13 protein-coding genes are annotated in these 21,731 nt (G+C 50.9%); 3 read left to right on the forward strand and 10 right to left on the reverse strand.

Annotation, left to right across the window (positions count from 1 at the left end):
• Nucleotides 1–30: 30 nt before the first annotated feature.
• On the reverse strand, nt 31–3,789 hold the full coding sequence (locus BST81_RS24475; RefSeq protein ID WP_171974841.1) for a PAS domain S-box protein: 3,759 nt from the start codon (nt 3,787–3,789) through the stop codon (nt 31–33).
• 706 nt (nt 3,790–4,495) lie between these two features.
• Here BST81_RS24475 and BST81_RS24485 point away from each other — a divergent pair.
• Together BST81_RS24485 and BST81_RS24490 are read left to right on the forward strand one after the other, a co-directional pair.
• Complete coding sequence (locus BST81_RS24485) at nt 4,496–5,950, forward strand: mechanosensitive ion channel family protein (protein WP_253188476.1); 1,455 nt, start codon at nt 4,496–4,498, stop codon at nt 5,948–5,950.
• Entirely contained in the window at nt 5,947–6,165 is a 219-nt protein-coding gene (locus BST81_RS24490) for an RNA-binding S4 domain-containing protein (RefSeq protein WP_075601140.1), read from the forward strand. The genes BST81_RS24485 and BST81_RS24490 overlap by 4 nt, the downstream gene beginning before the upstream one ends.
• Before the next feature lie 158 nt (nt 6,166–6,323).
• Here BST81_RS24490 and BST81_RS27200 read toward each other — a convergent pair.
• The 4 genes from BST81_RS27200 to BST81_RS24515 form a co-directional block, all read right to left on the reverse strand.
• Nucleotides 6,324–7,153 (reverse strand): IS1 family transposase gene (locus tag BST81_RS27200; RefSeq protein ID WP_143780277.1). Its coding sequence is split into 2 segments (ribosomal slippage): nt 6,324–6,809 and nt 6,812–7,153, totalling 828 coding nucleotides; the frame shifts between segments, so codons are not numbered across the junction.
• A gap of 27 nt (nt 7,154–7,180) precedes the next feature.
• Nucleotides 7,181–9,907 (reverse strand): PAS domain S-box protein, encoded by a 2,727-nt coding sequence (locus BST81_RS24505; protein WP_075601141.1) that lies wholly within the window; start codon nt 9,905–9,907, stop codon nt 7,181–7,183.
• Nucleotides 9,908–10,056: 149 nt separating this feature from the next.
• Nucleotides 10,057–14,586, reverse strand: coding sequence for a PAS domain S-box protein (locus BST81_RS24510; RefSeq protein ID WP_143780487.1), 4,530 nt, complete (start codon nt 14,584–14,586; stop codon nt 10,057–10,059).
• Between the two features lie 46 nt (nt 14,587–14,632).
• On the reverse strand, nt 14,633–15,046 hold the full coding sequence (locus tag BST81_RS24515) for an ATP-binding protein (protein ID WP_075601143.1): 414 nt from the start codon (nt 15,044–15,046) through the stop codon (nt 14,633–14,635).
• A gap of 171 nt (nt 15,047–15,217) precedes the next feature.
• Between BST81_RS24515 and BST81_RS24520 the strand changes: the two genes are divergently transcribed.
• Complete coding sequence (locus BST81_RS24520) at nt 15,218–16,393, forward strand: SpoIIE family protein phosphatase (RefSeq protein ID WP_075601144.1); 1,176 nt, start codon at nt 15,218–15,220, stop codon at nt 16,391–16,393.
• Here the strand turns inward: BST81_RS24520 and BST81_RS24525 are convergent.
• From BST81_RS24525 to BST81_RS24540, 5 genes are all read right to left on the reverse strand, one after another.
• Complete coding sequence (locus BST81_RS24525) at nt 16,380–16,712, reverse strand: STAS domain-containing protein (RefSeq protein WP_075601145.1); 333 nt, start codon at nt 16,710–16,712, stop codon at nt 16,380–16,382. The two genes, BST81_RS24520 and BST81_RS24525, sit on opposite strands and share 14 nt — an antisense overlap.
• Nucleotides 16,713–16,930: 218 nt before the next feature.
• Nucleotides 16,931–18,556 carry a polyphosphate:AMP phosphotransferase gene (gene pap / locus BST81_RS24530; RefSeq protein ID WP_216351449.1) on the reverse strand — a complete coding sequence of 542 codons (1,626 nt, stop codon included), beginning with the start codon at nt 18,554–18,556 and terminating at the stop codon, nt 16,931–16,933.
• 70 nt (nt 18,557–18,626) lie between these two features.
• Nucleotides 18,627–18,764 (reverse strand): hypothetical protein, encoded by a 138-nt coding sequence (locus tag BST81_RS28270; protein WP_171974842.1) that lies wholly within the window; start codon nt 18,762–18,764, stop codon nt 18,627–18,629.
• A gap of 214 nt (nt 18,765–18,978) precedes the next feature.
• On the reverse strand, nt 18,979–20,031 hold the full coding sequence (locus tag BST81_RS24535; RefSeq protein WP_075601146.1) for an SGNH/GDSL hydrolase family protein: 1,053 nt from the start codon (nt 20,029–20,031) through the stop codon (nt 18,979–18,981).
• Between the two features lie 388 nt (nt 20,032–20,419).
• The gene (locus tag BST81_RS24540) at nt 20,420–21,586 is read right to left on the reverse strand and encodes a CBS domain-containing protein (protein ID WP_253188478.1); all 1,167 of its coding nucleotides are present in this window, start codon (nt 21,584–21,586) and stop codon (nt 20,420–20,422) included.
• Between the last annotated feature and the right edge of the window lie 145 nt (nt 21,587–21,731).

Here is a 21,731-nt window from a genome sequence, read left to right on the forward strand (position 1 = left end):
TGTCTCGCCGGAGCAGTCACCCATCCCCATCTACAGCGGTTGGTTGGTTGTCATCAGGATTTCTGCGGCCTGACGGTTTAAAGGTTTGGAGAAAAAGTATCCCTGTGCCTGCTCACAGTTGAGGGATCTCAACTGGGATACCTGCTCCATCGTTTCAACCCCTTCTGCAACCACACTCATCCCCAGATTCCAGGCCAGGGTGACGATGGCGCGAACGATCGCCAGTTGTTCATCATCCCCATTCATCCGATTCACAAAAGACCGATCGATTTTCAAGACATCAATGGGGAAGCGATGTAAATAGGCCAGGGAAGAATATCCAGTCCCAAAGTCGTCGATACAGAGTTGAATGCCCAGGTCCTTTAACTGCTGCAGCACGATCTCCGCCGTCTCAGGATTGCGCATAATGGCACTTTCCGTAATCTCCAGTTTCAGACTTTGGGGACTTAAGCCTTCTTCCTGCAGCGTTTGAGCAATCTGCTCCACTAAATTGAGTTGGGAAAACTGTCGCCCCGATAGATTCACATTGACCGTCAGGGGAGAACAGGCGGGAAATTTCTCTTGCCAGCGCCGCAGATGCTGACAGGCTTCCCGTAAAACCCATTGTCCGATCGGAATGATCAGCCCTGTCTCTTCTGCGACTGGAATAAACTCTGTGGGAGAAATCAGCCCCCGCTCTGGGTGTTGCCAGCGAACCAACGCCTCAAAGCCAGTGATTTGGCCTGTTTCCAGAGACACGATCGATTGATAGTAAACTCGCAACTCCTGACGCTCGATCGCCCAGCGCAAATCTGTCTCCAATTGCAGCAGGGCCACAGCCCGGTCATACATGGAGGTATCAAAAACACTGTGCCACGCCTTGCCCCGTTCCTTGGCATGATACAACGCCGTATCTGCATCCCGGAGAAAATCGGCGGCTTCCTGATAGTTGGCAGTGCTAAAGGCAATTCCAATACTGGCAGTGGTAAACACTTCATACCCACTCAGGTTGAAAGGAGACTTCAACACCTCATGAATTCGTTCTGCCACCGTGGTCACTTCATCCACAGATTGCACATGGTTTAGCAGAATCGTAAACTCATCCCCTCCCAAACGAGCTACGGTATCATCTGCCCGTAAGCAAGTCTGCAACCGCTGGGCAATGGCGATCAGCAATTGATCTCCCACCAGATGTCCCAGGCTATCATTCACTACTTTAAACCGATCCAGATCCAGGAACAGCACCGCAAACTGATCATCGGAGTAACGCTTCACCCGGGCAATGGCCTGTTCCAGCCGGTTCACAAACAGAGCCCGATTCGGTAATCCGGTCAGGGCATCGTAGAAAGCATCATGGACCAGTTTTTCCTCCATGGTCTTCCGCTCTGTGATATCCGTTGCAATCCCTTCAATCCGCACGGCTTCTCCAACCGCATTGTAAATCAAGTGACTGCGATTACAGAGCCAGCGTACCTGGCCATCAGGCCGGATAATGCGGTATTCCAGTTCCTGATTGCCATTCTGGAGCAGGGGCTGAATGGCTGCCTGCACCCGCTCTCGATCGTCGGGATGAATCATCTCAAACCAGAGATTCGAGTTCTCAAAGAATGCGGTAGCAGAACAGCCATAGATCTTTTCCACAGCCGGATTCAGATATAGGGTTTTAAAGGTATCGACGGCAATGGACCAGACCACATCTTCTAAAGAAGACAGAATTTCATCCAACCGTTGTTCACTCTGTCGCAGAGCCGCTTCAGCCTGTTTGCGATCGGTGATATCCGTAATCATGCCCAGGGTTCCCGTGTAGTTCCCTTGAAGGTCAAACAGGGGCGATGCTGACACAATTGTCCACAGATCAGAGCCATCCTTCCGGCGGAACTTAAAGTCATGGGCTTCATTGATACCCTGATGTCGCCGTTCAATCTGAGCCTGGGCGATCGCCACACCCTCTTCATCCATGAACGAGAACAGCGTTTCCCCCAACATTTCATCAATGGTATAACCCAGCATGGTGGCCATCTGCTGGTTGACAAAACTGGTCTGGTGATCGCGGTTCAGCACCCAAATCCCCTCTGTCGCGGTTTCCACAATCCGGCGGTATTGCTCTTCCCGCTCCCGCAGGGCTTCCTCAGCTTGCTTGCGCTGGGTAATATCCGTTTGGATCCCGACAAAATGGGTCACCAGTCCCTCACTGTCAAAGACCGGTGCAACATAGAGCTCATTCCAGAAGGGAGTACCGTCTTTGCGATAGTTCCGTAAGGTCACATGGCACTCCCGGTGTTCCTGGAGTGCTGCCCGCAACTCAAGCAGATGCGGCTGTTTGACATCCACCCCCTGGAGAAAACGGCAGTTACGCCCATTCACTTCTTCCGCCGTATAGCCGGTAATGCTCTCAAACGCCGGATTGACATAAATAATAGGACAATCGGGCTGATTGGCATCTGTGAGCACAATGCCATTGCTACTGGCCGAGATGGCCCGCTCCAGTAACCGCAATCGGGCCTCAGATTGCTGCCGCTCGATCGCAGTCGCCAGTACGTTCGCGATCGCCTGGAGGAAATAGCTGTCATCCTGGGTAAAGTGCCGTTGTTGGGTCGCATAAACCCCCAGAATGCCAAAGGGTTGGGTCTGACCAGGAATAGCCACAGTAATGCCGCTGACCACCCGATGGTTATGCAGTAGCGGTGATCCGCCAAAACGACGATCGATCCGCAAATCTTCCACAATCACCGGCTTGGTAGCCAGCAGGGCATATCCAGCATGGGAGCTGGCCTGAGTCCCCATCATGGCTACGCCCACCAGGCCCTGTTGCCAACCGACCCCAGATTGCAACAACAGGGCATTGCCACCGGGTAGGAGTTGCCAGATGCCACAGAGTTCAAGATCAAGCACTTGAGCCACCAGGGTGACTGCATCCTGCATCAGCAGGGCCAGATCCATACCAGCGAGGGCCCGTTGTCCCAGTTCAGCAACGGTAGCTTGCTGCCGGGCATGAGCTTTCAATGCCCTTTCTGCTTGCTTTTGTGCTGTGATATTACGCTGGATGGTGGCCAAACAAAGGGCATCCCCTGTTTGGGGATGCCTGACGGTAAAACAACTTCGATGCATATCCACGCAATCCCCTGTTTTGAAGTGGCGCAACTGGCCTTCCCCTTCATGGCGTCCTGTCGATTGCAGGGTTGGTAGGGTCACCTCGCAAAAGTGGACTAAGTCTGCTTGCGGCAGGTACTCTCCAATATTTTTCTCTACAGCTGCCTCCAGACTGTCTAGACCCACCAGATGACGACCCGCTTCATTGACATAGAACACTTCGCCTTCAAAGGAAGACATGGCAATGAAGTCTGTGCTGTTCTCCACCAGGGCAACAAACTTCTGCCATTCTGCCTCTGTCTTCTGGACCTGCTTTTGTTGCGTCACATCCATCAGTGTCATCAGGACAGCAGATTGCCCTTTGTGGGGAATCAGCTTAGCCGAAATAACTACATCAAGCACTTTACCAGTGACCTGTTTGAGGGACAATTCATAGTTGGTGAGACGCCCGCCCAGCCGCAGGATATCCATCATCTGCCTCAGGGCAACAGGTGTCACGAACAGGTCAACCGATAAGGCATCCAGTGGCGCATCATCCGCACCAAAAAAAGGTTTGACCAGTTCATTCTGAAATAGAATCCCATAACTTTCTGGGCAAACGACCAGGATGGGGAGCGGAATCAATTGGACGATCGCATCCAGAAATTCTTGTAATTCGGCTGCCGCCAGCTCATAGAGTTTAGCTGACGGATATAGTTTGGCTGCCGATTCTTTACGCATAGGCGATGAGGTTCTGGCCAAACTTTTGAGTCTTTGCCTGGAAGCATCTAAAGATTGCTTCTTATAGTTTGGGTAGCGATGGATAGGGGCCATTTTCAAAATTGCAGAGAGTACTAAGAAGCAGCACGATCTGATTTTTAGAGCAAGTAAAATAGCTTAAGATCACTACGACAACCTGATAGAAAAATGTGATAGCAAAGCCTCAATTAATTCAGAAAAAAGCTTGATTTGTTCAAGGCTAAAGAAGCTCTAACCTCCGAGGAACTGTCCTCGACGGAAGAGACAAAAATCACTTTTTATTATAAAGACAAGCGAATCATATATCTGGACAGAACCCGTAAATCTGCCTCTCTAGAGATTGATCTGTCAATCAAAATTTTTTTCTCTTTTTGGTGACTTAGAATATGTGTATTGGAACAGGCTTTTTTTATCATGGTTTCCAATAGATACTTTGTAGTAGATAGGTCGTAAAAGATAGCATCAATTAGGCTGTTGATTGACTGATCGAACTTGCCTAGGAAAAAGGAGTTTAAGATATTATTAAACTACCCCATTTGAGTGCAAATAGTAACTTTCGTCACAAAAACTTCATGTATTACCCAGTCAATAAAGAAGGAGATTCTCTCCCTCAGAATTTCTTTAAAGGGAGTAGTTTCAAGGAGTTTATATTCCGGGTTTTTACAGTTGACTTATGGGTAACATAGTCATGATAGAAAGCAATGTTCTGATCTGGTCGATCGGGCTAACCATAGGATTTCCAATGCTGGTCATCCTACTGGGAGAACTCATTCATTGGCTACAGCGGCGCGGTAGACCCCTGGCAGCAACATTACGGGCGATTCGAAATCAGGTCCTGCCCGTTCTGGTCGTCTTACTGTTCATGCAGCATGTTTTGGAACTAGATGCAGATGGCAGATTACTCAAAAGTATTGGGACACTTTTCTGGATTTGCGTGATTGATGCCTCCCTATCCTTACTGAACTCCCTCTTTTTCGAACAAGCAGAAGCCGATACCTGGCGAGCCAGAGTTCCCAAATTGTTGATCGACCTCTCCCGTCTTCTGCTGGTCCTGTTAGGTACTGCAATTGTGTTGGCAGTCGTATGGAAAGCGGATCTGGCTGGAGTGGTGACTGCCCTGGGGGTCAGTTCCCTGGTCATTGGTCTGGCCCTCCAGGATACCCTGGGCAGTGTGATGTCTGGAATAGCCCTGCTCTTTGAACGTCCCTTTACTGTTGGGGATTGGTTGCGGGTTGGTGATCTGGTGGGGCAGGTAATCGATATTAACTGGCGAGCCGTGCGGTTGCAGACCCTGCAGCGGGAGATGGTCATCATTCCCCATAAGGTGATTAGTGGGGAAATTATCCGTAATTTCAGCAGGCCACTCCGGCTCCATGCAGAGCGGATCCAGATTGGGTTTTCCTACAATGACCCTCCCAACTTGGCCATACAGGTTTTACGCAGTACCGCCCTCTCAACCCAGGGCATTCTGAATGATCCAGAACCTCAAATCTTTACCCTTTCTTACGATGATTCGGCAATTACTTACGAGGTGAAATTTTTTATTGAAGACTATAGCGACCTGGAAGAAATTCGCAGTCGATTTATGACAAGGGTTTGGTATGCTGCTCAGCGAAGCAACCTGACCATTCCTTTTCCCATTCGCACGCTGTACCATTTTCATGGCCCCACCTCGAAGGCCGAGAAAACAAGCAAGAAGTTTGCCGAAAGTTTGCAATCCGTTCCCCCCTTTGTTCCCCTGGGGCGAAAGGAAGATCTGGGAGGATTAGCAGAAGAAATTATCCTGCAACATTTTGGCCGGGGCGAAAAAGCTTTGACTGAGGGAAATCCTGGCAATGCGCTATACATTATTCTGTCGGGACAAGCCATGATCACCGCCAGGGATGAGATCGGGCAAGAGCAGGATGTGCTCCCTTTAAAGGCAGGAGAATTTTTTGGGGAGATGGCCCTGTTCTCTGGCGAACCCAGTACTATTTCAGTGACGGCTACCGATGATCTGGAGGTGATGATGATCTCAGCCAGTGTCGTGAATCAAATGATTGAACGGCAACCCAGCTTTGCTCGTGAAATTGGGCAAATTCTGGAGATTCGCAGACGGGCGGTCCAGGCGGTCAAACAAATTCGTACTGGAGGCTTGCAATGACTGTTAACGAGACCGTAACCATTAAGCTGGATCAGTTCCTCAAGTTAGTAGGTGCTGTGCAAACGGGTGGAGAAGCCAAGCTCATCATTCAGACTGGGGAAGTGCGGGTGAATGGGGAGATTGAAACCCGCCGAGGACGGAAACTGGTCACGGGCGATCGTATTTTGGCCCGAGGACAGGCTTTTTTTGTAGACCTGTCCGAAGCAGAACTGTAAGCCTAAATCTTGAACCATACAAAATTAAACTGCCCATTAAAATACCCTGGTAGAAGGCTACCAGGGTTAGATGGTTAGATGAAACAATGAGTTATTCCACTAAGGTTTACAGTTCCTTACAGTTCCTACTCCGTCAGTAACGTGCATTGGGTTGTGCATCAAATAATTGTTGGATAAGTTGCGAAGTCTTGCCAAGTCCAAGGCTCTGCTGCCAAGTTTGCTCGTTGAGATGCTGTGGTTTTGAATCGGCTATGCCGCCAAATCCAATTGAAATAACTGACAACCAATCGTGTAGTCACCTTCGTTTGCTCCCACACCTTGCCAAACTTGTTTTGCCGTCGATGCCACCGTCCTGTTTGTTGCCGGATAATACCATTGGTTCTCTCTAATCGTTGGGTTTTATCCTTACCAATGTGATGATGAATTTCTGGTGGAAGGACTCGTTCATACCCTCCCCAATCATCGCTATTCCACTGTTTGCACTCCGTTTTTCCTTCCGTTGTGACCATCAGTTCTTCAATCAACTCATCCGTATGCTTTCCCACACGGGCCGCCAAGATCAGCCCACTGCTATTGGCTAAACTCAACCCCACCCAACAGTCTCCCAGGTCTAATTCTAGGGGCAGACATTGCTTCTGTTTTTTTGCACAAAGGACCACATCTCATCAGCACTCACCTCCTCGGTTTCAACTTGAGCCACCTCCTGATTGTGGATGAGTTGAGCTTTGCTACTCGCTCGTCGAATAATACTCACTACCGTGTTATAAGCTAACCCGCTAATCCGACTAATCCCTCGTAAACTGGTGCCCTCACTGTGAGCTTGCAGGACTTGTTGAATTTGCTCTGGACTGACGTGACGGTAGTAGTAGAGGGTGTCAAAACTCTCTGAGAAGGTTTGTTGGCACCCCAGGCAAAAGTAGCGTTGATGCCCATTCGGCATCTTGCCATGCTTGTGAGTCTTAGAATGACCGCAGAGCTTACATTCCATAGCTTGAGTAGGTGAATCGTTGATTCCTTACTCTACCAGACCCACATCAGTTTGACGCACTACCGTACTGAATACTACAACTTCATGGGTTACGTCCATCTGTTGCGTCTGCTCGCGGCTGACCTTCAAGGTGACCGTGCCCCCCTCAGGGGTGAATTTGATGGCATTACTGAGCAGGTTGATGAGTATCTGACGCAGGCGACGATCGTCAGCCTGAATCAAGCCAATATCTTCTGGAATCTGGCTACTGAGCTGAACCCCCTTTTTCAATGCCATCTGCTGAACAAAGGTGAGACTCATGTCACAGAGGTTGCGGATGGAAACATCATTGGTTTCCAACTCCAGTTTGCCCGACTCAATTTTAGAGAGATCGAGAATGTCATTAATCAGCTCTAGCAGATGCTTACCACTCCTTTCAACCGTTGCAATAACCTTGCGCTGCCGTTCATTAATGGAACCAAACACCCCATCTTGGAGCCCCTCAGACATCCCCAGGATGGCATTGAGGGGCGTCCGGAGTTCATGGCTCATGTTGGCCAGGAATTCGTCTTTCATGCGGGTGGCCTGGGCCAGTTCAAGGTTGGCCTGCAGCAGTTGCTGGTTCATTTGGCGCAATTGCAGTTCTGCCTGCTTACGATCGCGCACATCAAACAGGGTGGACCGGCTATGAAGATAGGTGCCATCCGCACTCTTGACGGCTGTTGCACTGATCAGGACTGGGAAAAGCGTTCCATCTTGACCAATCAAATCAAATTCCAGATCTTTCACCCAGCCCTGGGCCTTAAAGATGGGATAGGTCGCCTGGAAAAGCTGTTTACTTTTGTTGGTCATGAAGCGAGTAATGGACTGGCCCATCACTTCTTCCCGACTGTATCCCAACCATTGTAGTTCTGTGTCATTAATGTTGATAATGCGCCCGTCAGCATCAAGGGAATGGTAGCCGCAGGGGGCATTGTTATAGAGATCTTGAATTTCATTAGCATAGGCAGTCAGGGCTTCTTCTGCCTGTTTGCGTTTGGTGATGTCAATGTGGCAGCCAATCATCCGGAGCGGATTGCCATCTGGATCCCAGGCAATCACCCGCCCGGTACACATGACCCAGACCGTAGAACCATCCTTATGGCGATATCTCAACTCATTGTAGTAAGGCACCTGACCATGGCTCTGGACGTGACGTTGAAAGCTGGCGAGGGCACCCGGTAGATCTTCAGGAAAAACCAGTTGCTTCCAGGTTTCTGGAGAATTCTCTAATTCGTGATCCGCATAGCCAAACATGCGTTTGAAGCCTGGACTGATGTATTGCTGATTGTTAAGCAGATCCCCATCCCAGTACCCAGCCAGAATGATGTCGAGGATACTGTCCAGGAGTTTCAATTCCTGACGCACTTTTTCTGCCTGCAAACGTTCTGCTTCCGTTTGCTTGCGCAGGGTAATATCTTCGATCACCGAAATGAAATACTTCGATTCTCCGTTCCGATCGCGGACCAGGGACTTGGTCAGGTTGACCCAGATGAGGGAGCGATTCTTGCGAATATATCGTTTTTCGGTCGAGTAAGTCTGGATTGTCCTGGCCAGCAGCCTTTGCATCTGGCTCAAATCGGAGAGCAGATCATCCGGGTGGGTAATTTCCTGGAAGGTGAGAGACTGGAGTTCGGTGGGCGTATAACCCGTAATGTCACAAAACCGCTGGTTGAGGCGAAGAAACTGCCCCTCCGGGGACACATGGGCCAACCCAACTGCCACCTGCTCAAAGGTGCTCCGAAACCTTTCTTCACTCTCCCGCAGAGTCTGCTCCACCTGAATGCGTTCTGCTAGTTCGGCTTTGGCCTGCTCATAGGCAATGGCCTGTTGAATCGCGATCGCAATCTGCACCGCCAGGTGTTCCAGGAGATCCACCTCTTCCAACTGCCATTGCCGGGGAGCGGTACAGTGATGGGCCACCAGCAACCCCCAAAGTTGATCCTGCACCAGAATGGGCACGACCAGAATTGCCTTCACCTCAAATTCTTGGAGGAACTTGACATGACAGTCCGCCAAACCAGCCTGAAGAATATTCGCAACAATTTGTCTGCGCCCTTGCTGATAGGAAATGGCCCCTTCCTGTTGAAAGTACGTGTCCTGAACCTGGGCCCCCAAAGTCACCGTCCAACCGGGCAACACCGATTCTGCGACGACCATCCCACTCATATCAGGATGAAACTGATAGACCAGCACCCGATCGGTCTTGAGAAACTGGCGCACTTCCTCGGTTGTAGTGGTCAGAATTTTATCCAACTGCAGGGATTGGCGAATGTGCAGGGCGATCGTCGCAATCAGTTGCTGTTGTTGCTGCTGATGGGCCACCAGTTGCTGGGTGTGATCGCGTTGATGCAGAGCATCCTCGATCGCCTGATTCAGAATGCCAGGGGTGAGATCACTTTTGCTGAGATAATCCTGGGCACCTCTTTTCATCGCCTGGACTGCAGCCTGGATGTTTTCCTCTCCCGTGAGCATGATCACGACCATGCGAGTTGGAGGGATATGGCTTCTGACCTGTTGCAGCACTTCCAGGCCACCCCCATCCGGCAGATTCATAGCCAGCAACAGAACATCGGGCACCTCTTGCTGACACCATTGGATGGCTGCTGCTGCGGTTTCACACTCTACAATTCGATAAGTATAGGATCTGTTTTGTTGTAAGAAGCGACGATAGATGCTCCGATCCTCTGCACAATCATCAATGAGTAAAAGGGTGAGAGAAGATCGATCGCACATAGAACAGTTCCCTTATTCTGACAAGGTTCGGGATTCTGACAAGGTTCGGGTAACCGGACCAGATTCTATTGTATGACATCACCCCCGCCTGCTGGCTGAGCGGAACTATGGGCTGGTTTCGGCTTCGCTCAGGGAGCGATCGGTTCGCATCAGGATGATGCCTTCAGGTCTGATAAGACTACTTTGAGCTGTGCATACTCTGACTCAATTTGGGCTATCGAGGCTTCGAAGAGCTCCGATGAATTTTGTCGCGTCAGCTCTTCCAGTTGAAGACAAAGTTCAGCTAATTGGTGAGCGCCTAGAGACGCACTACTGGATTTCAGCGTATGGGCAGCTCGGTGGAGCGCCTTGATATCGGCCTGCTGTCGAGCTGTAATCATCTGCTGGATCAGATGGGCGCTGTTTTCCAGATAGGTGGAGACAAACTCCACTAAAAAGCGATTTTCCGCTTCAGGCCCCTCCGTAACCAACTGACTCACCAGCTCTCGCAGTTGGTTTAAATCAATGGCACTGGAACCTGGAACCGGATCTGGGTCGGGCAACCGCGCCTGACAATCCTCTAAGACTCGGATCAACTCTTCCATGCGAATGGGCTTGGCAATGTAATCATCCATCCCCGCAGCCAGACAGGTTTCCCGATCGCCTTTCATGGCATTGGCCGTCATCGCAATAATCCGAGGACGATCGCCTGCGGCCCAGGTCTGGCAGATCTGGCGAGTTGCAGTCAGACCATCCATCTCCGGCATTTGCACATCCATAAACACCACATCATAGGGTTGACGACGCAGGGCTTCAATGGCCTCCAGCCCATTACCGGCGATATCTGCCCGATACCCCAAACGCTCCAGCATCAGGGAGGCCAGTTTCTGGTTCACCATATTGTCTTCAACCAGGAGAACACGCAGAGGCCGCTGTTCGGCCCGATCGAGATGGCGATGCATTTCCGCCGTAGCCTGTTTTGCAGGCAGGAGTTGCTGAGCCCCGACCACTTCCAGGAGGATGTTGTAGAACTGAGACTGCTTGATCGATCGGGCGATTCCGGCGGCAAAGCCTGCGGTCAAGATGTCGGCTGCTGGGGGCAGGCAATACCCGGAAGAGAGCAGGATCAGAACAACCGGCGCAGACTGGAGTTGCTGGCAAATCTCAGCCATTGACTGGGCGTTGGGGGCCGAATTGCAGGGCTGCTCGATCACCAGAATGTCGTAGGGAGCCTGACCTAACTGACGCAACAGATCTTCCCTGGACGCAACCGCATCAACCTGGAGACCCCAGGATTCTGCCTGCCAGACCAGGTTTTGCCGACTGATCGGATGGCTATCCAAAAGCAGCAGCCGTTTACCGGTGAGGGGAGAGTCTGAAATGGGGGAGGCCACTGGTTCCGGCTCAGCCTGCACCACGATCGAAAAATGGAAGGTGGAACCCTGTCCGACCTCACTTTCAACCCAGATGCGCCCCCCCATCATCTCAGCTAGCCGCTGACAGATCACCAAACCCAGGCCAGTTCCACCATAGGTTCGATTGATCGATGCATCCACCTGGCTGAAGGGTTGGAACAGCCGATCCAGACGATCGGGCGGAATCCCGACCCCGGTATCCTGAATCGTGAAGCGAATGGCGTAGCGGAGGTTGGCGTCTGGCGGGGAAGGTTGCCTGAGGAGCCGAGAGATCGCAGTAACGGTGATTTCCCCGGTGTGGGTAAATTTGATCGCATTGCCCACCAGGTTGACCAGAATCTGGCGTAGGCGAGTGCTATCTCCAATTACCTGCAGGGGAGTTTGAGGCTCAATCAGGTAGGTCAGTTCTAAATGCTTTTCAGTGGCTTTAGGAGCTAGTAATTCCAGGCATTCTTCCACACAGGTTCGGAGATTAAACGGATATTGCTCCAGTTCCAGCTTGCCCGATTCGATTTTGGAGAAATCCAGAATGTCATTAATGATGGTCAATAACACTTCGCCGCTGGCCCGGACTGTTTCTACAAAATCTCGCTGTTGAGCAGTGAGTTTGGTGTCCAGCAAGAGTCCCGTCATTCCAATCACGGCATTCATGGGGGTGCGAATCTCGTGACTCATCATAGCCAGAAATTCACTCTTGGCCTGAGTTGCAGCTTCTGCCTGACGGCGGGCTTGCTCTAAGGCAAAGTTTTTGAGCGTTAGTTCTTCCCGTTGCTGGGTTTCTTGTCCCAATAACTGTTGCAGGGTTTCTTCTGCTTTTCTGCGATCGGTGATATCGATCGCGACCCCACCCACCAACCGTTGCTCCAACGCCGATGGAATCGGAAACTTGTACACTAGAAAATCTCCTGTAGTGCCATCTATCCGGGGAGCTGACTCGATATCCTCCACCACCTGACCTGTGGCGGCAACCTGCTGGATATTTTGAAAAAAATGGTGCGCGAATTCTGCCGGGTAAACCTCAAAGATGGTTTTGCCCGTCAAATTCTCAGCAGCAACCTGAAACATCCGATAGTAGGTGCCACTGACGTAGAGAATCTGCCCCTGGTCATCCGTAATCCAGGCTGCTGCTGGGCTGTGATCCATAAATGCCTGGAATCGTTTCTCACTTTCCTGCAAGGCCAGTTCTGTTTGCTTGCGTTTAGTAATATCCCGCACAATCACCAGAGCTTCATCATCCCCGCAGGGCATCAGTCGGACTTCTTCGTGGCAGGGTTCACCGTTTTTGATAAATTGATGTTCCCAAACTTGTAATTCCCCTGTCATCAGGGCCTGCTCCATCCGTTCTAACTGATGTTGGAGCAGTTCTGGGGGCAATACTTCCGAGAGATGAAGCTGAATCGGTGTAAACTGCCCTGCCTCTGCAGCGGTGGGGGGAATAAAATCCAGGCAGGAGCCATCCCGTTTGATGCGCACCAGCAAATCAGGGATTGCCGCTAACATGGCCCGGTTTTTGGCTTCACTCTGCTTCAGGGCTTGTTCCGCCTGCTGCTGTTCATCTTCCGCTCGTTTGCGAGCAGTGATATCGGTTTGAATGCCCACCAGATGGGTCAGGGTGCCCTCGGTATTGTAGATTGGGGAGATACTGAGTTCATTCCAGAACAGGGAACCATCCTTACGGTAGTTGCGGAGCGTGGCGGTACAGGGCTGTCGGGCTGAGAGCGCCCGTCGGAGTTCCTGCAATCCGGGCTGATCCCTATCCTGTCCCTGCAGAAAGCGACAGTTCCGCCCAATAACTTCCGGAAGAGGATAGCCTGTGATTTGTTCAAAGGCCGGATTGGCATAGATAATCGGCATGCCTGGTTGACGGGCATCGACAATCACCATGCCATTTTGACTGACCGCGATCGCCCGCTCCTGCAAGCGCAACTGTTCCTCCGCTTGTTTCAGTTCACTGATATCGAACATGAAGCCACGAATGGCGGTTGGGCGACCATTTTCCCACTCGATCCCAACAATATCCCGCAGCCAGATGATGCGACCATCGGCAGCGATCATGCGATATTCCAGAACATAGTCCTCGCCTCTGGCAACGGCCTCGCGACAGTGACGAACCGCATAGGCTCGATCGTCTGGATGCAAATGCTCGGCCCAAAAATCCTCCTGAAACCAGTGGGATAGGGGATAGCCTAACAGGGCTTCAACCTGGAATCCCATATAGGTACACCGCCAGGAGTCCAGGTTGACTTCCCAGGGAATGACATTAGCAGTTGTGAGCAAGAGTTGTAATTGGCGCTGCTTAGATTGAAGAATGGTTTCTGTTTCAAGTTGTTCGGTAATCTTTGAATCTAGCGTTTTGTTTAACTGGATGAGATGACGGGTTTTTGCCCTGGCAGAGCGGTTGTAGTGTAGGGCTAGGGTGAGAAATCCAGTGGATAGAAAACCTGCAATCAGAATAATGTTAGGTGTCAGAGACTGATGTTCTTGAAGGACTGTCTGTGATGGAACGACTTGCAGGTTCCAGAAAATCCCATACAAACTCACAGTCAGTTCCTGTTGCCAATCCGGAGCAACCTGCAAATCTTCTCCATAGCTGTAAATAGACTGGTATTCAGATGTGATTTTTACCCGATAGCGATGGGTTATATTAACCGGCAAGAGATCATCAATCAGCGCCCGGAGCTGAAAGATCCCAATCAGGTAGCCATCCAATTTTGCCCCTATCTGTAAGGGGACAATCACCAGAAAGCCCTTTCCGCCCTGATCCAAATCAATAATGCGAGAAATGCTGGTTTGACGGAGTGAACGGGCCACATCCAGGGCCGCCTGCTTGCGGCGATCTTGCCTGAGATCCAGGTTGAGTAGGGACTCATTGCCAGCCAGGGGAATGACCCAACGAACATCTGCCATGGCATCTGCCCGCACGATCGCCTGATAGCCAGGATAGTCCCTCATGTAAGCCATCGCATCAGCTTGCCACACCTGGTAAGAGGTACCATTGCCCACATCCCATCGCTTAGCCATGCGTTCCAGAACCCGAATACGAGCATCCAGATTGCGTGTTAATTCGATTTTGAGCAGGTTACTGTCAAGGGTGATCGCTCGCTTGAGCTCCAGACGCTCATAGGCCAGACTTCCCTGCCAGATGCAAAGAACAACAACCGAGAACAGCAGGCCCATGAGCAGTGGAAAGCCCCTGTCTCCAAGACTCCAGGGGAAGGTGCGGCCCATGGCTTGGAAACGAGATTGAATGACAGTGATCCAGCGAGTCAATCTTGGGATATCCACTCCCGCCTCCGTACCTTCTTACCATTGTTGTCGGATGGGTCCCAGTTCAGTACTGTTTAATCAGGGTCAGGCAGTTTTGCCCCTCTGGAGTCCTGGAGTAATCCAGGAAATCCATAATGTCATGCATGATCAGTAACCCACGACCGCTCGTATTCTGTTCGCTGTTGTTCTGTTTGGCTTTTTGTAGACGTTGTTCCAGGTTAAAACCTGGTCCCTGATCCCAAATTTTGATTTCCAGCCCCTGATCCTGTATAGAAACTTCAATCTGAACGGGGGTTTCCGGAGGGTACCCCCGATGAGCGTGGCGGACCACATTGATAAACCCTTCCGCCAGCGCTGTTTGACATTCCAGCCAGGTGCGCTGGGGGATAGAGGGGTGATAGAGTTGCTCAAACCATTGCAGAACCTCAGATAAAAGATCTGCATCTGATTTGATCCGGAGTTGCTGCGTGCGTTTCACTAGAGGTTTTAAGAATTAATGCTGAGATAATTCAAAGCTTAATATATATGGAAACCTAGCAGATTCCTTTCACAGTCGGCCTGAGAGAAATGCTTAAATTAAGGGGTCTCTGCCCCTTCAAATTAACATCAATTAATTCTTTTTTGTTTTGAAAAACATTAATAGTCCAGGATGGCTCAAATTCTTGTCATTGATGATGACCCTGTAATTCAGCTTGTGCTCAAGCAGATTCTGCAGAATCAGGGATATGAGGTTGCCTTTGCCTCCACAGGAGAGTTGGGGCTGACATTGGCGCGTGAAACACAGCCAGAATTGATTATTTGCGACTGGATGCTCCCCGGGATTGATGGCCTGGAAGTCTGTCAGCAAATCCGGCAAGATCCACTCCTGACCTCCGTATTTTTCATTCTCTTGACCGCTCGGGGTACGGTCGCGGCCCTGGTCCAGGCCCTGGATGCCGGAGCGGATGAATTTTTATCCAAACCGATCGATCAGAATGAGTTGAAAGCCAGAGTTAGGGCTGGCCTGCGATTGTACCAATCGAATCAGGTGCTGCAATTACAGAAGCAACAGCTTTCAGAGTTGAATCAGGTGCTGCAGACTCAAAAGCAATTGCTGGAGCAGCAGTTATCGGAAGCAGCAAACTATGTACAATCCATTCTGCCGCGCCCGATCGAAACGCCCCTTAAAATTGAATCCCGCTATGTTCCATCCATGCAGTTGGGTGGGGATTGCTTTGATTATTTCTGGCTCGATCCAGATTTTCTGGCGATCTATCTGCTAGATACCTCTGGTCATGGAGTAGGGTCTGCCTTACTCTCCATCTCCGTGTTCAACCTGATTCGCTCCCAATCTCTGGATGAAGTGAATTTTTATCACCCCAGTACGGTGCTGACTAAGCTCAACCAGAATTTTCGGATGAGCGAACAGGGATTTAAGTACTTTACCCTCTGGTATGGAGTCTATGACCTGGTTAATCGGCAACTGATTTACGCCGGTGGGGGGCATCCCCCAGCTCTCCTGTTAACGGGAACCGAAGCAGAAACCCAGGTGGTGGAATTGAAATCCCAAAGTATGCCTGTGGGTCTTTTCACAGACACTCAGTTCACCAATAGCTACTGCAAAGTGGAGCCGGGAAGTGAGTTGTACATTTTCAGTGATGGTATTTATGAAGTGAAACAGTCGGATGGGAATCTGGTTGGGCTTCCATCCTTCGTCGATCTGGTACGAAAATTGCGATCAGATTCCAGCCTCAATCTCGACTGGTTATTAAACCAGATTCAGGATCTGGGTGAAAAACCAGGTTATGAAGATGATGTGTCTCTGCTGAAAATCAGCTTTGATTAATGGGGGCTACAGCCGCTTCAAAGGCCGATCGATCGGGGAACATTTCAAATACCTGATCCAGACGGGTCAGCTCCATTACCATCCGGACCTGGGTATTCAGGGAGCAGAGGTAGAGTCTGGCATTGTCCGCTCGCACCCGTTGCAGGGAGGCAACCAGGGCTCCCAAGCCAGAACTATCCATAAAAGTCACCTGCTCGAAATCGATCAGGACAGTTTTAGTGCCTGACTCCAGGAGATTGATAATTTTGTGCCTCAGGTCTATTCCTCCTTTCGTATCCATCATCCCGGAAGGCTGCAACACTTTAACTTGAGCACTCATAGAAAACCCTGTCGTTTTAGCTAAACTTTCGTCATCTTAATAAGTAGGTCGGCACAATTAAATTAAGGATGAGAGTCGGGGTGAAGGGGGCGTGCCCCCTTCTTATAATTAATCTCACCCGATTACTTAATGGTGTTTCGAGAACCGGTCAAAGTCACCGATGAGGTGGAAGGGCTGAACGCCAACCCAAGCGTTCCCAAGATTACCAACAGGTCAACTTATAGCTTTTTTGCATCATCCAGTGCCGCTTGCAGTCGATCGCAAAAAATCTTTAAGACCTTGATGCGGGCAAATTTCTTATCATTGGCTTCAATTAAGGACCAGGGGGCAAAGGACGTTCCAGTGCGTTCAATCATCTCATTGGCGGCCAGTTCATAGTCATGCCAGCGGGCCCGATTCCGAAAGTCTTCTTCGGTAATTTTATAGTGCTTATAAGGTGTGGATTGTCTCTCCTCAAAACGGCACATTTGCTCATCGGCATCGATATGAACCCAGAACTTGAGCAAGAGGATACCATGCTCATGCAGTTGCTGCTCAAAATCGACAATCTCAGTATAGGCCCGCATCCATTCCGCTTCGGTGGCAAAGCCTTCGATCCGCTCAACCAGCACCCGGCCATACCAACTGCGATCGAAAATGGTGATTCGTCCAGCTCTGGGGAGATGCCGCCAGAAGCGCCAGAGATAGTGGTGACTGCGCTCCTCATCGGTGGGGGCTGCAATCGGAATCACCTGGTAGCCCCGGGCATCGATCGCCGACGTGATCCGTCGGATAATCCCCCCTTTGCCCGCCGCATCCCAGCCTTCAAACACTAGGATGGCAGAACGTCCGGCTGCTTTGGCTTGTCGGTAGAGTAGATTTAATTGCCCCTGATATTTTTCCAGTTTTTGTTTATACGCTTCGTCGCTCAAGCTTTGGGAGAGATCCAGGGTGTCCAACAGGGTGTAGGGATCCTGAAGGACGGTGGTGGGACTGGAGACCGGCGAGATCGCTGGAGGAATTCCGGCTAGGCGTTTTGAAATCAGCTTGAGAATGGAGGTCCCAACGGTAATACTGCGATAGCGCTTGTCTGTGCCTTCGATCACCATCCAGGGTGCTTCCCCAGTGCTGGTCATCCGCAGGGCATGCTCCGAAATGCGCCGAAACTTATTGTAAAGCTTGAAATGTTGCCAGTCGGTTTCGGTGACTCGCCAGCGGGTGGCGGGATTTTTCATCAGGGCATTGAGCCGCTTTTCCTGGGCGTCTTTGCTGAGATGAAACCAGAATTTAATGATCAAGGCCCCATCATCCACCAAGGCTTTTTCAAAAGCATTAATTCGCACCATGGCGGCTTCCAGATCGCCATCTTTGGTTTTGCCATAGACCCGATCGATAATCGGACGGGTATACCAGGAGCCGAAGAAAATGCCGATTCGGCCTTTGGGGGGTAGAACCCGCCAGAACCGCCAGGCTTCGGGTCGCTCCTGTTCTTCGTCAGAAGGGGGACCAAAGGCATGGGTCTGGAGGTAGCGGGGGTCCATCCATTCATGCAGCAGGTTAACGGTTTCTCCCTTTCCGGCCCCATCGACCCCACCAATCAAAATAATCACTGGAAAGGGGGCTTGCTTCAGATCCTCCTGCATTTCGAGGAGTTGAATCCGCAGGTCCGGTTCCTGGGCTTCATACTTTTCCTTACTGAGCTTGTGGCCGATTTCAGCAGATTCAAACATCGGGGGTTCCTCCTCTGAATTCTTCTGATGAATGTCTTCTGACAGCCACTGTTCTACCTGGAGGAAACCTCTGCCTCCCGAGATCGCCACGATCGTGGGGGAGCAGGGCAGTTGCCTGCGTCTGTCTAGAGGCATTGCATACAACCCGATCGGATCAGGGATTTGCCCCCATCTCCGATCCGGTTGGGACGGGTTTCAGTTCAGGTTAGAGGGCAACGGGAGACATGACCAGCAGCCAACATAAGAGGACCAGGAGCACGATTAAAAACTCGGCGTAGGTGAGTGCTAAAGCATCGATAACCTGGTAAATCAGTTTTTGGGGTGACAGGATAAAGCGCCTCATACCCCCTCTCCTATTAAGATTCGCTGCTTCTATATTGCGCTTAACTCCCGGAATTGAGTGCTATGGGGTAATGAAGTGTTACACAGGTCACATCAATCAAGGATGAAACCCGGTGGCTGAGTAGGGTCGAAGTCAATTGTGCTAGCCCCTCGCACCCTGGGCGGAGTCGAAAGGCGCGAGGGGATTTGGAAGCAACCAGGGCGATCGCCTGAGCCTAAGCCGCCCGTTTCCGACGACGACTGGCCAACAAACCGGTACCTCCGATCGTCAGCAATCCAAGGACGGTAGCGGGTTCAGGTACGGAAAGGGTCTTCAAAGCCAGGTCAGCGATCTGCTGGTGTGCCACCGTGGTGGGGTGAATGCTATCCCAGAACAGATAGCTATTCTGAACCGCCGGATCAAAGGAACAGAGGGAGGGAGGGAAGGCTTGCAGGTCAACACAGGGGGTTGTAACATTGCTGTATTGAGGACTTACGATCGCAGCCTTAAATAGGGAATTGATATCCAAAGAGAGGATATTGGTATCTGGATTAGCTTGCCCCAAGCTACTCAAGAGTTGGCTCAAGTTCTGGTTGTAATCCTGGGTTAATGGGTTCAGGGTCTGGCTGTTGGCTGCCCCTGCGGGAGCACTCCCCAGATCGGGTAAGTTGGCCACCAGGAAATTCTTGGCCCCAGCCTGAATCAAGCTGTTTAAGACAAAACTCACGTTGTTTAGGGTGGGTTGATCATCCGTGAAGGGCGTGAAAAATGGACTTTGGCTGGGGAGAAAATCATTCCCTCCGGCCCAAATCACGTAAAGGGCGTTGGGATTTGCTTTTGGGATCGGTTGTTGGGCCAGAGAACTTAAGAAGAACTGGAGTTGGGTTTGAAGACCAGGCAGGGTGGGGTCGATCGTGTTTTGCACGCCGGTGATTGGATCCGGACCCGTGGTGGCTCCCCCAAAAGCGTAATTGACCCCCTGGGTTGGAATTGCCCCCTGGAAAAGCACGTTCGCCAACGGCGTCGGCGTTACATTTAGATCCTGGGAAAGGTAATCGATCCAGTTGGGGCCATTGGAAAAGCGGCCCTGAAAATAAGGAAAGGGCGGAAACGTATTGCCGGAAAAGCCATAGACATTCCCGCTGTCAGAGAGGCTATCCCCAAAGACGAAGATCTGATCCACGTTGAGCGTGGCGGCAATCGCAGTGGAACCCAGGGTAGACCCCAGGGCGATCGCGCTTCCTACCGCCACGAGAGAGAGTTTGGTGAAAGATTGAAGGAGTTTCATAAGGAGAAAATGCTAAAGGGTTAACCAGGAGTCATGCCAAAGGTTGCGGTGTCTGTCCATGCCATGCTGGGTCGAACTTCTGCTGGATAGACCGGGAAACCTTCGGATGGCCAGGGCAGGGAGTTTGGTGGGGAATGGACCCCCTCTCGATCGATCTCAACCCTAGACCCAATGGTGATGGCAAGATCTAAAAAAGGTATATTTACAATCAACGAAAAACCGGTGAACAGCAACGTCAGATCCTGCTGCTTTACCGAAACTTATTGGAGAACCAGTGCAAAGTCGGCTTCCTTCATGAAGACTTTACGGTTAGTCTCCGTAATTCCATCAGTCTCACGGCCTGAGCCTCCTAATTCTCCCTGAGCAGGAGGATAGGGAGGAGGCATCCTTACCGCATTAGGGTCGTTAGCTGATCTCTGATTTGCTGGAGTTGCGATCGGGTGTCTGGGGTTTGTAAATCGGACTGTTCGAGCAACCGATTCAGGATCACCAACATCTGCTGAAGGGCTTGGGAGGTTTTTCCCTTAAGAGTAGCAAGGCTCTGCTGGAGTTCTTTCTCGGTTTCGAGTTGCTGAATTGTTTGTTGCAGGTTTTTAATCACACTGTACATTTCAACGGGATCAAACACCCGCAGCAGACTGGTTTGAGTCAAAATCCCCATTTTTCGCCCCCAGTTCCAGGACACCACCAGACGCCCAACATGGCGTTTTTGCATCTCCTGTTGAGCCGTCCAGAGAGAATCCTCCGGGTTCAAGAGAAACAGGGGGGTACTCATTACTCTCTCGGCCATTGTATGACTCAGGTCAATTTGCAGGGCTTGAAACTGGACAATATCTCGTTCAGTTACAATCCCCACGGGACGGGAGTTATTCTCGTCGTCGAACTGGGTGATCACCACACAACTGACTCGCTGGGTGGCCATTAATTGGGCTACCTGCAAGACGGGAGTGCTCAGGGGAGCCTGCACAACCTGAGTCGTCATCACATCGGCTACCCGATATAGCCGCAGGAGGTTGGCCGGACGCAGGGCCTGCCGCAAGCTGGAGTGGGAAATCACCCCAATTACTCTTTCCGTGTCATCGACCACAGGCACATTGCGAATCCGATAGCGGCGAAACAAAAAGAGTACGGCAAAAATATCCTGGAGCGATCGCTGCGATACTGTAATCACGGGGTGGACCATAACTTTCGATACTTGGACCCCCGCAAAATTCATGCCTGTTGCCGTCCATCGCACCACATCCCGTTCAGTGAGGATACCTTTGAGTTGCCCGTCCTGAATTACCAGGACACAGCCAGCCTGTCTCTTGAAATTATCTGAGAGCGGATCGGAATGGGTTGACTGTTCTACTCCATCAAGGGTACAAGTCCGATGATGGGTCTGGCTAATCAGGGTAATCACATCCACCAGCAAGGTCTCAGGTGAAACGATAAGGGGCGTTCTCTCGATCGCAGCATTCAGGTCAGGAGCCCACCGCAACGGGCTATCCAGTTGGCTTGCTTCTGGTGGGAATGGGGGTGATTGTTCAGGCGCACCTTCGGACGGATGTAACAATTTTTCCTGTATACCCAGCTAAAAACAGGTGGTTTAACGTACTTTAGTGTAACATAGAGGGATGTTACGAAAAAAAAAAACAGACCTCTTCTTTGGCAAGCTTTAGCTCTGTATTTGGTTTCCCTGGGGTGTGCGGGAAACAGGA

The sequence above is a fragment of the Leptolyngbya sp. 'hensonii' genome (assembly GCF_001939115.1).
Classification (GTDB): Bacteria; Cyanobacteriota; Cyanobacteriia.

What these genes read in the sequence shown, in the direction of transcription:
- pap (WP_216351449.1), bottom strand. Translation starts at nt 18,556, where the DNA reads ATGCCTCTAGACAGACGCAGGCAACTGCCCTGCTCCCCCACGATCGTG.
- BST81_RS24520 (WP_075601144.1), top strand. Translation starts at nt 15,218, where the DNA reads ATGGCTCAAATTCTTGTCATTGATGATGACCCTGTAATTCAGCTTGTG.
- BST81_RS24535 (WP_075601146.1), bottom strand. Translation starts at nt 20,031, where the DNA reads ATGAAACTCCTTCAATCTTTCACCAAACTCTCTCTCGTGGCGGTAGGA.
- BST81_RS28270 (WP_171974842.1), bottom strand. Translation starts at nt 18,764, where the DNA reads ATGAGGCGCTTTATCCTGTCACCCCAAAAACTGATTTACCAGGTTATC.
- BST81_RS24485 (WP_253188476.1), top strand. Translation starts at nt 4,496, where the DNA reads ATGATAGAAAGCAATGTTCTGATCTGGTCGATCGGGCTAACCATAGGA.
- BST81_RS24525 (WP_075601145.1), bottom strand. Translation starts at nt 16,712, where the DNA reads ATGAGTGCTCAAGTTAAAGTGTTGCAGCCTTCCGGGATGATGGATACG.
- BST81_RS24505 (WP_075601141.1), bottom strand. Translation starts at nt 9,907, where the DNA reads ATGTGCGATCGATCTTCTCTCACCCTTTTACTCATTGATGATTGTGCA.
- BST81_RS24490 (WP_075601140.1), top strand. Translation starts at nt 5,947, where the DNA reads ATGACTGTTAACGAGACCGTAACCATTAAGCTGGATCAGTTCCTCAAG.
- BST81_RS24475 (WP_171974841.1), bottom strand. Translation starts at nt 3,789, where the DNA reads ATGCGTAAAGAATCGGCAGCCAAACTATATCCGTCAGCTAAACTCTAT.